This is a genomic window from Bradyrhizobium sp. JYMT SZCCT0428 (assembly GCF_018131075.1).
Lineage (GTDB): Bacteria > Pseudomonadota > Alphaproteobacteria > Rhizobiales > Xanthobacteraceae > Bradyrhizobium.
Genome location: NZ_JAFCLS010000096.1, coordinates 1 through 13091, shown reverse-complemented (window position 1 = coordinate 13091; position 13091 = coordinate 1). Strand labels below are relative to the sequence as shown.

Genomic DNA, 13091 nt, shown 5'->3' with positions numbered 1-13091 from the left:
CGCATGGAATCCCAACATCGCCATCGATGCAGGGACAGACAGTGACCAACTGGTTTTTTCCAGCTCCGGTCAAACCTTTGATCTGCGGCCGGCAACATTGACCAATATCTCTGGTCTATCGGTCGGCACCAACTCCGTGCTCGTGGATAGTGACACCCTGACGGGCTTCACCGGCATCTCCGGGAACTCGGGCGGCAAAGTCGTGACCGGCGAGGCAGGGCTCGACCTGACCGGCAAGGCGGTCTCGGGTCTCACCATTCACAGCAGCAACGTTACCGGCACCACCTTCACTGTGGACAGCAAAGCAACCGGCTTCCAGGTCTTCGGCGGAACCGGCGACGACACGCTCCAGACCTCAAGCTTCGCCTTCACCGCCTCCGAACGCGAAGCGGTCTTCAACACTACCTCGATCGACGTCATCCGCGACACCAGCGGTATCTATGGCGACCAGTCGGCCAACACGATCGTCGGCAGCGCGGCGACCGACAACATCCAGGGCGGCGCCGGCGCGGACAGGATTACCGGCGCTGCCGGCCCTGACTTCCTTCTTGGTGGCGCGGACGCCGACACCTTCGCTTTCAACCTCCCGTCCGAGGGAGTGGATACGATCGGCGATTTTGTTGTAGGCGCCGATATTCTGGAGTTTTCCGCGGCTGGCTTTGGCGGCGGGTTGGTCGCAGGCATGGGCGCGGCAACGGTCTACGGTTCGTCGAGCGACGCCACATTCGGCTCGTCGACAGAGCGTTTCCACTACGACACGTCGTCCTCTACGCTCTACTTCGACGCCGACGGCAGCGCCTCCGGCACGGCGGCAGTTGCATTGGCGCAGTTCGCGAACGGTGTCGTGCTTAGTCCGGACGATCTGCTGATCGTGTGAGGGGCGTGATCGAGCGGCTCGCTCAATTCAATTATAGAGCGAGCCGTCGCCCAGCACAGATTGCCTGAAGCGGGTGGTGAGGATGCCGCCGTCGGCCGGCGGCAGCACGAAGTAAAGCGCTTCGGGATTGATCTTGACCTGTGCGAACACGGGCCCGTTGCCGTGGTGTGCGAGATCGCGGATTTCGGTCACCTCAGCCATGGTCCTGACGATCCGCGATGTCCTGAAGCCGGCGGCCGTGGCGATACCGGCGAGGTCGACGCCGCCTGCCGTGTGCGTCTTCTGCATTCCGGTCTCGCCGAAGCGCTCATTATCAAGCACGGCAATGGTTAGATTCGGCGGGTTCTGCACGGCGATCGTGGCAAGCGCGCCGAGGCTCATCAGCATTTCGCCGTCGCCGGTGATGACGAGCACCCGGCGCTTGGGCTGCGCGATGGCAAGACCAAAGCCCATCATGGCGGCCGCGCCCATCGCGCCCCAGAGCGGGAAGTTATTTGGGCTGTCGCCCGCGGCCGAGATATCCCAGTTGGGGGCGCCGAGCCCGGCAACGACCAGGAGATCGCTGCGATCGCGCAGCAATTCATTGACGACGTCGCGGCGATGCAGCAGTTCGTTGGGAACGTTCATTTGCGGGCAAGCTCCTTGAAATTCTTGGCGCCGAGCACGCGCTGTCCGATCAGGACGGCGGCAGGCCGCCAGGTGTTGAACGCAAGATTGGCCGCGCCGGAAACGGTCGAGGCGACCAGATGCGGCTCGTCGGCGCGCGTCACGATCACGCCCATGGCTTCGAGGACGGCCCTGGTGCCCTGGCCCATCGGGACCTGCCACGGGTTGAACTCACCCCATTCGCCGCGCATCGTCACCAGCATCAAGAGCGGCATGCGGCAGATCATCGGCAGCGACAGCATGTTGATGCAATTGCCGACCCCGCTCGATTGCAGCAGCAGGACGCCCCGTTCGCCGCCGAGCCAGGCACCTGCCAGCATGGCGATCCCTTCCTCTTCGGTGGTCAGGGTGATGACGCGGGCTTGAGGATCCGCCTCGAATGCGCGGATGAGGCGGCTGTGGCCGGCATCCGGCACCATTCCGACCTGGCGCACGTCAGCGTCCTTGAGGACGCGGTACACTTCGTCGGGCCAGGTCGGCAGTGCGACCGGCTCTTTCTTCTGCAGATCCGCCACGGCGAAGCTCTCCCTTTTTCTCGATCTCGAACACGCGTTGCCGGGATAGTACGACGCCGTTTCGACGAGAAGGTATGCAAAATTGAAAAGCGGCCGGTCGCGTCAGCCCGGATCGCTGCACCGCCATATCCCGCGCGTCGCTATTCTCGCGCCAATTCCGGCAGCACGTGGTAACGGGCGATCTCATGCGGAAACTCGCCGCGGTTAGCGAGCAGGACGATGCCGGTCTTGTGCGCCGGCACCAAGCCGACATAGGCCGACGCGTTGTTAAGCCCGCCCGGCTTGTCGACGACGGTCACGTCGTCCAAGTGGATGTTTTCCCAGGCCATCGCCTGCCCAAACTTCTCGGTCACGTGAAATGCCTCGCGCCGCGTCATCTGCAACGCTTGCCGCAATTGCGGATCGATCGCCTCGCCATCGATGAAGGCAGCCAGAAAGGTGGCCAGGTCGCGCGCCGAGGTGAACATCTGACCGGTCCCCGGGAAATCGTAGTAAGTCTGCTGATCCCCACGTGGACCAATCGGCATGCCCGTCTCGGCGTAGCCCTGCACGACATTTTTCATCAGCTCCGGAGCCATCATGGCGCGATGGTCCGGCCCGCGCTCGGGGAGGAATGTCTGGTTCATGCCGAGCGGTTTCAGGATACGCGCCTCGATAAGTTCACCGATCGGCCGGCCGTAGCGGCGTTCGAGCGCGAGCTGCAGCAGCACATACCCCGCATGCGTATAGATGCGCTGCTTGCCCGGCTGCTCGCCCGATTGCGGCGTCCATGCGTTGAGCGCCTCGAAGAACTGCGGCAGCGTAAACGAATCGTTCGGCCATGGCGGGTGATCGGTCGGCAGCAGGAGTCCGGACGTATGCGTTGCCAGTTCACCGATCGTCACGCTTTTGATGTAGTCCCCCCGTAGCTCGGGGACATACCTGCTCACGGGGTCATCGAGGCGGAGTTCGCCGCGAAGTGTACCCAGTGCGACCAGGATTGCCTCAAACGGTTTGCGCACCGACGCTACGTTGAACAACGTGTCTGATGTGATCGGCTGCCCTGTCGCTTCGTCGGCGACGCCGTAGTTGAAAAAATCGGTGTGACCCGCAGCGTAGACGGCCACCGCGAGACCGCCCGGCTTCCCCACGGTTTCCGGCGCCAGATAGGCCGTGACGACGTGCTGAATTTTGGCGTCCATGCCGATATCCGCAACCGACCCGCCCGCCAGCGCGAATAGCAGAACGGCGAAAATGATCAGGCCTGTCGATCGATGCCGCCACCAGCGCGCGGAGCTTGTCACCATAATGAGCCATCGTCTCGTTGACGCCGAAGGCCCTTTTTACCCGCGCGATTCCGGCGCTTATCGGGAAGCGGCCGTCAATTTGCTGTGAGTTGTCGAATTCCTAGGCTCAGGAGATCGCAATGATCTCGAGCTCGTGACCGGAGACGCCCACGACATCTCCGACAGCTTTGCCCATCAGCGACTTTGCCACCGGCGACACGAACGAAATGGAGCCGGCCTTGGGGTCCGCTTCGTCCTCTCCCACGATATGATATTTCTGCACGCGCCCATCGTCGCGCCTGAAGGTCACCGTGCTCCCGAACGCAACAGTATCGGTCGACGCAGGAGGGGTGATGAGCTGGGCCGTCCGAACTCTCGCCGCAAAGTAGCGCGCATCGCGCAAGGGCGTTGCGGCTTGCCGCCGCCGCTCATTCACGTCTTCGATCTGCTGCGCCGTCTCGTACGCCTCGCGAGCCTGTTGCAGTTGAAATTCGAGCGCCTTCAATCCCGCTTCCGTAACCAGGTTCGGATGAGCAGAGATCGGGCGGTCGGGTAGCAGCGTCTCCGATGCGGTTTCGGCACTGTCTTCCTTGGTGAAGGCAACGCTCAACTCGGCCTCCTTTCGAGGGGATATGCCAGGAAATGGAATTGTAACACAACGCTCGGCGGTTTTTGCGCATCACATATCGCGGAGCGGATGGAACCTGGTTGCCTCTTTTGGGGTACCGCCTCTTCCGGAGGCCGCTCGATCCTGGCGCGAAGCGGATGCCAGCCGTGGCAACATCGCAGGAGCCCTCAGCGCCAGCCGAGCGCGGGCGCCACGTGCGTCAGAATCGATTCAATGACATGGGCATTGTAGGCAACGCCGAGCTGGTTAGGCACGGTCAACAGCAACGTGTCGGCCTCATTGATGGCTTCGTCCTTCCTCAGCTGCTCAATTAGCACGTCCGGCTCGGCCGCGTAGCTGCGGCCGAAGATCGCCTGGGTCTCCGGAGAGATAAAGCCGATCTGGTCGTCATCGTCTCCACCGCGGCCGAAGTAGGCGCGGTCACGATCATCCATGATGGCGATGATGCTGCGGCTGACGGACACCCGTGGCTCGCGCGCATGGCCAGCCTCCTTCCACGCCGAGCGGTAGGCCCTGATCTGGGCAGCCTGCTGGATGTGGAAAGCCTCGCCGGTTTCGTCGTTCTTGAGCGTCGAACTCTGCAGGTTCATGCCGAGCTTCGCTGCCCAGATTGCCGTGGCGTTCGAGCCGGCTCCCCACCAGATGCGGTCACGCAGTCCCTGGGAGTGCGGTTCAAGCCGCAGCAACCCTGGCGGATTTGGAAACATCGGACGTGGATTGGGCTGCGCGAAGCCATGGCCGCGCAGCACGTCAAGAAAGACCTCGGCATGGCGCCGCCCCATGTCGGCTTCGGTCTCGCCTTCGGCCGGTTGATAGCCGAAATACCGCCATCCATCGATGACCTGCTCGGGCGATCCTCGGCTAATTCCAAGTTGCAGGCGCCCGCCCGAGATGAGATCGGCCGCGCCGGCGTCTTCCACCATGTAGAGCGGGTTCTCATAGCGCATGTCGATGACGGCCGTGCCGATCTCGATGCGGCTGGTTTTCGCGCCGACCGCCGCCAGCAACGGGAAAGGCGAGGCGAGTTGGCGGGCGAAGTGATGAACGCGAAAATAGGCGCCGTCGGCGCCCAATTCCTCAGCCGCGATGGCCAAATCGATCGATTGCAGCAGCGTGTCCGCCGCCGAGCGGGTCTGCGATTGCGAGGAGGGCGTCCAGTGCCCGAACGACAGGAATCCTATGCTTTTCATGCGGGCTATCTAGGCTCTCTTTGTCGATTTACCACCGTCATTGTGAGCGGGAATGCCCTTGCGCCTAGCGTCCAGGAACAGCGGCGGTGAACAACGATGGAAGTGCCAGCTCGCAGGCTGGACCGAAAGCGTCCTTGGATGGTACGGATTTCTGCACAAGGCCAGTCGAACATTTGAAACTTTTTGCGGCACGCGGGATCGGTGATCAGGACTGCCAGCATGCGCGTCGGCGAACTCTTCATTCTCGGCTTCTTCGGCAAAACCATTCCGGCATGGCTGCGGGAATTTGCGGCCAATTACGGCCTGGGCGGCGTGATCCTGTTCGACTATTCCTGCCAGACGCAAAAGTACGACAACAACATCGAATCGCCGGAGCAGGTGCAGCGTCTCTGCGAGGAGATTTCCCGCCTGCCGTCGGGCCCGATGGTGTTCATCGACCAGGAGGGCGGGCTGGTGCGGCGGCTCAAGGAGAGCCGGGGGTTCAAGCCGCTGCCGAGCGCGAAGGAATTCAATCATCTCGCTTTGAGCGAGAAGCGGGAAGTGCTTGCCGCTAGTTTCGCCGAAATGCGCCGCCTCGGCATTCACTACGACTTCGCGCCCGTCATCGACGTCGACTACAACCCTGACAATCCGAACATCGGCAAGATCAAACGTTCCTGGTCCGCCGATATCGGCGAGGTGGAGGCCAATGCGCTGCTGGTGAGTGAGGTCGCGCGCGAGACGGGCATCGGGCTTTGTCTGAAGCATTTCCCCGGCATCGGCGGCGCGGTGGTGGACTCGCATCAGGAGTTCATGGACATTTCCGACAGTTTGCGCCCGGAGCAGGAAGAGCTGTTCTATTCGCTGGCGCCAAAAATGTTCGGCGATGCCGTGCTGGTCAGCCACGCCATCGTCAGGCAATGGGACCGCGACAATCCGATGACCCTGTCTGCCGCGGGCCTTGGCCGGTTGCGCCGGCGGCTTCCCGATACGCTCCTGATCACCGACGACATGCAAATGCAGGGGCTGCAGAAGGCGTTGGGCACCGGGAAAGCCAGCCTTCAGTCGCTGAAGGCCGGTATCGACATGCTCTGCATCGGCAACAATCTGTTCGATCAGGAGCGGGAAATGGCCGCCATCGCCCAATCCGTCGAGCAATCCCTTGATAATGGGACCTTAACGGGTTCCGCCGTCAAGGAATCGATCGCCCGCGTCATCAGGCGAAAGGCGCTTTTGGCGGCCTGACGGCCCCTGGAGGCTGCTATGCGTACCGGCGCGCCGGTTCCCTGCCAATGGCGGGTTGCCTTGCGAGGCCGTTGAGACTACAAGCCTTTTTTCCAACGGGAAGACAGGCGATGGCCCACAATTACGCAATCAATGACGACGTGCACCACCAGCTGCAGGGGCCGCAGGGCCGTGCCACCGTCAAGGAACGCAGCATCTACACCATCGTCACTTGCCTGCCGATCGAGGCCGACGGCCGCCCGCGCTACCGCATCAAGAGCAAGACCGAGAACGTCGAGCGCGTCGTGACCGAGGAGCAGATCAGCCGGCTTGGCTGATCCGCCGCCATTCTTCATTTTTAACCGCTGCTTGTTTGGACGATTCGCGCGCGCCCGCATCGCCTTGTCGTGCGCGGCGATGTCGACATCGGCGTCCGCTGATGTTCGCGCGTCGGTCATCGCGCGACCACCGGGGCCTGCACCTCGCAAATCGGTGAAGCCGTGATCGCCTGCGATCACAGTGTTTCTACGGCCCTCTGTGAAGCAATTCACACGCAGGTGCCGGCACCGGCGTTAACGACGGCGCATGACAACGCGGCGGATAGCATATTGGTGGTTCAGGCTCGTTGCCTCGGGACGCTTCCTCGAAAAGTTCCTGAGGCTCCCGCGCAACTGACCCGCGTCGAGGCTAGGTCCGTCCGTCGTTAAACGGAAACAGCGACGAATATTTCATTGAAGCAGCGCAACGAATTGCTGGTGAGGTCCTCACACGCGACTTGTTGGGTTGCCGCATGGCTGCCTGGTTTCAACCGTTCAGAGGATGGGACCCATAACGAATCAAATTGAGTGCATTAGAGAAGCAAATACTCATAAGGCGAAATCGTGAGGGATTAGGCGCGCGGCCAACGCATTTCTACGGGCCGTAAAACTACGGACTCCTGATCTGGCGGCATCATACTTCCTCGATCAGAGGCAAAAACCCTTCCCGTTGGTTCAGTTTCCGGTCCACTTGCCGGTTCCCCGTATTCCTACTGGTTAAAAAATTAACCACCAGCGGCAATCGAATCGATAAATTAGTTATATGTCGCAGCAAGACCACCGAGCCGGTGATTCGCACTTTCCGAAGTGGATGGAACCCGTCACACCTCTCGAGAGCAATCTTGAAATCGTCCAGCTGTCCGTCGCGCGGGCTCGCGCAACGGAAGAAGCGGAAGCGTCGATCGCCCGCCAGTTGAACGGGCCGCTGACGGCGCTGCTGCTCTACATGAACGAGATCAAGCAGCACAGTCACCAGTTCTCCGAGGCGCCCGGCAATCGCGTCTATTTGCAACAGGTCGTGGACAACGCGGTTCAACAGCTCGAACGCGTCTGCGTCGTGGTGAAGCAGATGTCGGACAAGCATCCCGCCTTTGCTTCCGAATCCGATCGCAAACAGGGGCGTGAGAGCCAGGCCAGCCGTACCAAGGATGGTGGTCGCACGCCGGGGGTGATGTTCGCCTCGGAGTCCGGTCAGAAGCCGCTGACCAAGCGCGAGCGCGAGGTGCTGAGCCTGATCAGTGAAGGCTGCTCCAACAAGCAAGGCGCCTTGCGGATGAACATCAGCCCGAGGACGTTCGAGAGCCATCGCGCCGAAGCGATGCGCAAGCTCGGCGCCCGCAACACCGCGGATCTCGTCCGCAAGGCGCTGTTGCAGCCAGCCTGATTATTTCATTTGCTCAGAATGAAGGCGAAGCGCACTGCGCCTGCAGTGACAGCGCCGCAATGCTGCGGATTCACAAAGGCCGATTGTAATCGCGACAGGGCCGACAAGGCCGGACCACAGCTGATCCGGAGCAGCGGGAGCCGGTTTTCCGAGAAGAGCGCGCCAGGTTGCCGCTCAGCAGAGGTCTTCAGCGAAAGAGCGCAGGCGGGGCGCGGGCCGGGTCGCGATAACAGGTTTTGGCTCTTCCGGGATGATGGTGATCACCCAGGCCGCCGGAACACTCGACTTGTTTTCCACGATCGATCGAACGTGGCCGGTGACGGCCGAGTCGGCCGAGCGGAAGGTTGCGGTTCTGCCGTTGAACTGGGCGATACGAAAACGCCGCACTTCTTTCTGATCGCTCGTTTCGAACGTGAACATGAGGGGGCTCCTTGGTCCACGCGACTATCGCGATTCAACGTTATCTGTCTGTGAAAATCGTAAACCGTAGTAGTACGGCAAGCCGTGCGGCGCGAGGGCCGTTCCGTCCGGACACACCGCGAGACGGGTCGGATGCCGTCTCGGCGTTCGCCGATTCCGCTTTGCGTCTGATGGCCGCGAGGATGGAGGGCAGGGCGGCGATGGATGGCGGCCTTCAACCTGACGCGGCGCGCCCGGGCACGATGCTATTCGGCCGCGCTGGGGAACACGGCTTCCATCTTGGTCTTCAGCGTCGCCGCGTTGAACGGCTTGACGATGTAGTTGCTGACGCCGGCCTTCTTCGCGGCGATGACGTTCTCCGTCTTCGATTCCGCCGTTATCATGATGAAGGGCGTGTTTGAGAATTCCGGGCTCGCGCGGACTTCCTTCAGCAGGTCGTAGCCCGTCATCGGCTCCATGTTCCAGTCGGAGATCACGAGGCCGTATCGCTTGCCCTGCATCTTGGCGAGCGCCGCCGAACCGTCGCTGGCATCGTCGACGTTCTCGAATCCGAGCTGCTTGAGGAGGTTGCGGATGATGCGGATCATGGTGCTGTAGTCATCGACCACCAGGATCGGCATCGACAAATCAAAAGCCATGTCTTTACTCCGCGCAGCTAGCAAACCGCCGAACACGGGTGAACTCGCGTGGCATTCGAAATCGTCTCGATGCTCTTTCCCGAACCTGCACCCGTCAGCACCGTGACAAGTATCAGGGGTCATTGAACAGCGCGTTAATTCCCGGCTGAATAAATCCCGGGCAGATGCCGGGCCGGCCGTAATTATACGGTGAGTTCCCGCTGGCCGGATCGCGGGGTGCAATCTTCACGCGCATTGCCGGGCCGGCGCCTATCAATGGGTTCGGGCACCCGACCCCCATGGACAGCGGCCAAGGGTCACGCGGCCGCGCAATGGATGCGCGGATGCAGCAGGCGGTCGTACTGGGTCTTGACCGTCGCGTAGCACTCGCAGGAGGTCCTGATCAGGCCGTCCAGATTGGTGATCTCGATATGTCCGCGGCTGTAATGGATGAAATTCGCCTGCTGCAGCGTGTTGGCCACCAGCGATACGCTGTTGCGGCGTGCGCCGATCATCTGCGCCATCGCTTCCTGGGTCAGCACGAGCTTGTCGCTGCCGGACAGGTCGCGTGTATGTAGCAGGCAGCGCGCCAGCCGGGACTCTACTGTGTGCGAGGCGTTGCAGCCCGCAGTCTGCTGGATTTGCGCGTAGACCGCCAATCCGTGCCGTGCCAGCAAAGTGCGGAGCGTCGCGCTCTGGTCGGCAGCCGCCCGAAGCTGATCGAGGTCGATCGTCGAGGCCACGCCGGGGACCAGCACCAGCGCGCTGTTCAGCGCGGTTGGATCGCCGAGGGCGGAGAATGCGCCGAAGATGCTGTCGCGGCCGACCATCGCGATCTGGACGTGCTCGCCTCGCGCGAGCTTGACCACGAGCGAGATGACGCCTCGGTGTGGCAGGTAGGCGCGCTTGAGCGTCTCGTCGACTTCCACCAGCACCAGGTCCTGGGTGAGGTCGGCGGAGCGCAAATGCGGGCGGATCAGTTCAAAATCGTCCGCAGTCAGCGAGGACAAAAATCCATTCGGGGAACGAGGGGCTGAATCCAAAGCAGTCTCCTGCCTTACGGTCAAAGCCGGTCTCAGGGTGCCAGGCACCAAAGATATGCAATATGCGCCATCAAAAATGTCTGTTCATCTTGCCATGAATCGCCGGCGGGAAATATCGGCAAATAGCCGCACTCCGCCCTGCCTTGGATCCGTTGGTAGCACTCCGCCTGGTGGCGGTCCGAAGGCGCTCGGTCCTGAGAATGGAGGCCGTGGCGTCGGTCAGTGCTTGCCCGGCATCGAACGCCACGGACGTCGACAAGGGCTGTCGCGGCCCACCATTGCGACCTCCAACGTCTGACCTTCAGAAAAGGCTGCGACCCGCTGTGGGGCAGCCAGACCCTGCGTCGAGACGTGCCGGCCTTGCTCAGGACCCGCCCCCGACCGGTTTGACGGTCTCAATTTACAGCCAGGTGCACAAGGGTTGTGGAACACGCCCTATACACTGCGGAGGGCAGACAGACTCGCCGATTTGCGACGGAATCGTGGATAATGCGCTGATTCGCAAGGCAAAATGCCTTGATGCGCAGTTGGGCTGCCTGACCAGACGTGGTCCTGTCGGGCGGGGCTTGTCGTTATGTGTCTCTTGCAGCACGCCTGATGCGGCGGAGGAGGCCGTCATGCGTCGTATTCTGGTTGTCGATGACGACCTTCTTACCCGCCTTGCGATACGGGCCTGGCTCAAGCAGTGCGGTTTCAGGGTCGCGATCGCGGACGGCGGGCCCAACGGCCTCGCGGCGCTCGATGACGCAACGTTCGACCTGATGATCGTCGATATTCTCATGCCGAACATGCTCGGTTTTGAGCCGATCAGGATTTTTCACGGGCGCGCCCCGACAGTACCGTTGATCGCAATTTCCGGTTACGCGTTCTCCGGACCGGAAACGGACAATGTTGCTTGCCTAAAAATGGCGCTCAGCCTCGGTGCGACCAGGTGCCTCCACAAACCCTTCCGGCCGGCGACGTTGCTCAGCGTGATCGACGAATGCCTGTCGGAGGCCGAACCGCACCGAAGATACGCCGCAACCCTTGCCGCCGTCACAGCCGCGCCGTCGGAACAGCAAGGCGCAACGGCATCGTCGGATATTTCGAAAGAGAGGATCGCTACGGGCTGAACTGCCGGCAAGCCGTAACGACTTTGCGTCGAACCAAGGGGTGGCGGTTGCGCAGGTATTGCGACTGAGGAGCGATTGAAGACAGATAACTTGCTTCGGGGGGCTGAAATGACACGGGTACTCGTTGTCGATGACGATCCGATGGTCTGCATGGCCATTGAGATCTATCTGGAGCGTCACGGTTTCGAAGTGACGATAGCCGATGGCGGCGAAGCCGGGCTTCGCGCGCTCGAAGACGCCAGCTTCGACCTGATGATCGTCGATATCTTCATGCCGCATATGCGTGGTTTCGAATCGATCCGGATATTCCACGAGCGCGCGCCGGCGATTCCGCTGGTCGCGATGTCGGGATACGCATTTGCCAATCTCGACGCGCCGGCGCCGGACTTTCTGCGAATGGCGCTCGAACTCGGCGCGGCGCGCTGCCTGCGCAAACCGTTTACGCCGGCGGCGTTGCTGACCGTCATTAGCGAATGCCTCGCTGAAGCGAGAGCGCGCTATGCGGGCGCCGCCGGGTCAAGATAGCGCTTTCGGATGCGGCAATTTCAGGTCGCGATCGCGATGATGTCTACGCTGCCATTGCCGGGTCGATTGGACCCCGTCGGGGATGCTGGTTCGCCTCATATCCGAGAACCATCGCAGAACTGATCGAGAGGGCGCAGCTTGGACGCAAAGCCGACATTGCTGACGTGATCGAACCAGCTGCAGCATTGGTAGGAGTCTGTTTACCAGAAATGATAATGCCGCGGCTTTCCCGGTCTACGCCGGCCAAGCGGCTCCTCGTCCATGAAATCATCATCCGGATTCCGTGGCTAACCGCCGGTGGATTTTCAAGGCGCCAGCAACGGCGTTTTGCCGACACCATCGCGCTATCTGCGCCGCATTTTACGACAATTTATTGGGGTTATCCGTATTTGCACGGACAGTGAAATTAACGTGGACGTGAAATCCAGAAGGGTATGCCTAGCAGACGACCGTTACATCGATAGTTGAAGGGCGCGCTCTGATGGATGATCTTTTGCGGGAATTCCTGACAGAGACCAACGAGAGCCTGGATACGGTCGACAATCAGTTGGTGCGGTTCGAGCAGGATCCGAGCGACGCGAAGATTCTGGATAACATCTTCCGCCTGGTGCACACGATCAAGGGCACCTGCGGCTTCCTCGGCCTGCCGAGGCTGGAAGCGCTGGCCCATGCCGGCGAGACCCTGATGGGCAAATTCCGCGACGGCATGCCGGTCACCGCCGGCGCCGTCACGCTGATCCTGTCCTCGATCGATCGCATCAAGGAAATCCTCGCAGGTCTTGAAGCCACCGAGAACGAGCCGGAAGGCAGCGACGAGGACCTGATCGAGAAGCTGCATCTGTTGGCGGAAGGCGGGGCACACGACGCGCACGCTGAGGCCGAAGCCGTCTCCGTGGAAGCGCCGGCGCCGGTCGTAGCCGCGCCCCCCATACAGCCCGCGAAGACACAAGAGGTCGCCAAGGGCACGCTGGTCGAGCAGGTGCTGGAACGGCCGCTGCGTCCAGGCGAAGTCTCGCTCGACGATCTCGAACGCGCCTTCCGCGAGACCGAGATCGAAGTCGTACCTGCGCCCGCAGCCGCTCCCAAGGCAGTAGCTCCGGCGGCGGCGCCGGAAGTCGCCCCTGCGCCGCAGGCGGCAAAAGAAGTAAAGGCAAAACCGGCCCGCAAGGCGACTGCCGCCGCCGACGTCGGCGACGTCCAGGAAGCCGACAAGATCGCCAACCAGTCGATCCGCGTCAACGTGGACACGCTGCTCCGAGCTGGTGCTGACCCGCAACCAGCTGCTGGAGATCTCCCGCCGCAACGAGGACACCGAGTTCAAGGTGCCGC

The 13091-nt window shown here is 61.8% G+C and carries 14 protein-coding genes and 1 pseudogene; 7 read left to right on the top strand and 8 right to left on the bottom strand.

The window, feature by feature from the left end; genetic code table 11:
- Positions 1-877 (top strand): calcium-binding protein (locus JQ575_RS42225; RefSeq protein ID WP_212039051.1); only part of this gene is annotated, 877 nt, incomplete at its 5' end.
- 27 nt (positions 878-904) lie between these two features.
- On the opposite strand, the gene JQ575_RS42220 is transcribed toward JQ575_RS42225, so the two are convergent.
- The 5 genes from JQ575_RS42220 to JQ575_RS42200 form a co-directional block, all read right to left on the bottom strand.
- Positions 905-1504: a thiamine pyrophosphate-dependent enzyme gene (locus JQ575_RS42220; RefSeq protein WP_212039050.1), complete on the bottom strand. Its 600-nt coding sequence runs from the start codon at positions 1502-1504 to the stop codon at positions 905-907.
- Entirely contained in the window at positions 1501-2058 is a 558-nt protein-coding gene (locus tag JQ575_RS42215) for a thiamine pyrophosphate-binding protein (protein ID WP_312016124.1), read from the bottom strand. The genes JQ575_RS42220 and JQ575_RS42215 overlap by 4 nt, the downstream gene beginning before the upstream one ends.
- Before the next feature lie 140 nt (positions 2059-2198).
- Positions 2199-3344: a serine hydrolase gene (locus tag JQ575_RS42210; protein ID WP_249167280.1), complete on the bottom strand. Its 1146-nt coding sequence runs from the start codon at positions 3342-3344 to the stop codon at positions 2199-2201.
- A gap of 106 nt (positions 3345-3450) precedes the next feature.
- Positions 3451-3933: a transcription elongation factor GreA gene (greA, locus tag JQ575_RS42205; protein WP_212039049.1), complete on the bottom strand. Its 483-nt coding sequence runs from the start codon at positions 3931-3933 to the stop codon at positions 3451-3453.
- Between the two features lie 185 nt (positions 3934-4118).
- Entirely contained in the window at positions 4119-5141 is a 1023-nt protein-coding gene (locus tag JQ575_RS42200; RefSeq protein ID WP_212039048.1) for an LLM class flavin-dependent oxidoreductase, read from the bottom strand.
- A gap of 219 nt (positions 5142-5360) precedes the next feature.
- Here JQ575_RS42200 and JQ575_RS42195 point away from each other — a divergent pair, with 219 nt between their 5' ends.
- From JQ575_RS42195 to JQ575_RS42185, 3 genes are all read left to right on the top strand, one after another.
- On the top strand, positions 5361-6365 hold the full coding sequence (locus tag JQ575_RS42195) for a glycoside hydrolase family 3 N-terminal domain-containing protein (RefSeq protein ID WP_212039047.1): 1005 nt from the start codon (positions 5361-5363) through the stop codon (positions 6363-6365).
- A 110-nt stretch (positions 6366-6475) separates the two neighbouring features.
- Positions 6476-6682, top strand: a complete 207-nt coding sequence (locus JQ575_RS42190) for a hypothetical protein (protein ID WP_192740564.1) — start codon at positions 6476-6478, stop codon at positions 6680-6682.
- Positions 6683-7424: 742 nt separating this feature from the next.
- Positions 7425-8045, top strand: coding sequence for a helix-turn-helix transcriptional regulator (locus tag JQ575_RS42185; protein WP_212039046.1), 621 nt, complete (start codon positions 7425-7427; stop codon positions 8043-8045).
- Positions 8046-8219: 174 nt separating this feature from the next.
- On the opposite strand, the gene JQ575_RS42180 is transcribed toward JQ575_RS42185, so the two are convergent.
- The 3 genes from JQ575_RS42180 to JQ575_RS42170 all read right to left on the bottom strand — a co-directional run bounded on the left by JQ575_RS42180 (position 8220) and on the right by JQ575_RS42170 (position 10125).
- Positions 8220-8465: a hypothetical protein gene (locus tag JQ575_RS42180; RefSeq protein WP_212039045.1), complete on the bottom strand. Its 246-nt coding sequence runs from the start codon at positions 8463-8465 to the stop codon at positions 8220-8222.
- Positions 8466-8710: 245 nt separating this feature from the next.
- Complete coding sequence (locus JQ575_RS42175) at positions 8711-9103, bottom strand: response regulator (protein WP_192740568.1); 393 nt, start codon at positions 9101-9103, stop codon at positions 8711-8713.
- A 296-nt stretch (positions 9104-9399) separates the two neighbouring features.
- Positions 9400-10125 (bottom strand): Crp/Fnr family transcriptional regulator, encoded by a 726-nt coding sequence (locus JQ575_RS42170; RefSeq protein ID WP_192740569.1) that lies wholly within the window; start codon positions 10123-10125, stop codon positions 9400-9402.
- A gap of 482 nt (positions 10126-10607) precedes the next feature.
- Between JQ575_RS42170 and JQ575_RS46295 the strand changes: the two genes are divergently transcribed.
- The 3 genes and pseudogenes from JQ575_RS46295 to JQ575_RS42155 form a co-directional block, all read left to right on the top strand.
- Positions 10608-11237 carry a response regulator gene (locus JQ575_RS46295; RefSeq protein WP_312016123.1) on the top strand — a complete coding sequence of 210 codons (630 nt, stop codon included), beginning with the start codon at positions 10608-10610 and terminating at the stop codon, positions 11235-11237.
- A 108-nt stretch (positions 11238-11345) separates the two neighbouring features.
- Entirely contained in the window at positions 11346-11762 is a 417-nt protein-coding gene (locus JQ575_RS42160; RefSeq protein WP_212039044.1) for a response regulator, read from the top strand.
- A gap of 481 nt (positions 11763-12243) precedes the next feature.
- Positions 12244-13091: pseudogene (locus JQ575_RS42155) on the top strand (Hpt domain-containing protein); the annotation flags it as partial.

Excerpts from the sequence above, each read along its gene's own strand:
- JQ575_RS42220 (WP_212039050.1), bottom strand. The coding sequence starts at position 1,504 with ATGAACGTTCCCAACGAACTGCTGCATCGCCGCGACGTCGTCAATGAA.
- JQ575_RS42210 (WP_249167280.1), bottom strand. The coding sequence starts at position 3,344 with ATGGTGACAAGCTCCGCGCGCTGGTGGCGGCATCGATCGACAGGCCTG.
- JQ575_RS42200 (WP_212039048.1), bottom strand. The coding sequence starts at position 5,141 with ATGAAAAGCATAGGATTCCTGTCGTTCGGGCACTGGACGCCCTCCTCG.
- JQ575_RS42195 (WP_212039047.1), top strand. The coding sequence starts at position 5,361 with ATGCGCGTCGGCGAACTCTTCATTCTCGGCTTCTTCGGCAAAACCATT.
- JQ575_RS42190 (WP_192740564.1), top strand. The coding sequence starts at position 6,476 with ATGGCCCACAATTACGCAATCAATGACGACGTGCACCACCAGCTGCAG.
- JQ575_RS42185 (WP_212039046.1), top strand. The coding sequence starts at position 7,425 with ATGTCGCAGCAAGACCACCGAGCCGGTGATTCGCACTTTCCGAAGTGG.
- JQ575_RS42180 (WP_212039045.1), bottom strand. The coding sequence starts at position 8,465 with ATGTTCACGTTCGAAACGAGCGATCAGAAAGAAGTGCGGCGTTTTCGT.
- JQ575_RS42175 (WP_192740568.1), bottom strand. The coding sequence starts at position 9,103 with ATGGCTTTTGATTTGTCGATGCCGATCCTGGTGGTCGATGACTACAGC.
- JQ575_RS42160 (WP_212039044.1), top strand. The coding sequence starts at position 11,346 with ATGACACGGGTACTCGTTGTCGATGACGATCCGATGGTCTGCATGGCC.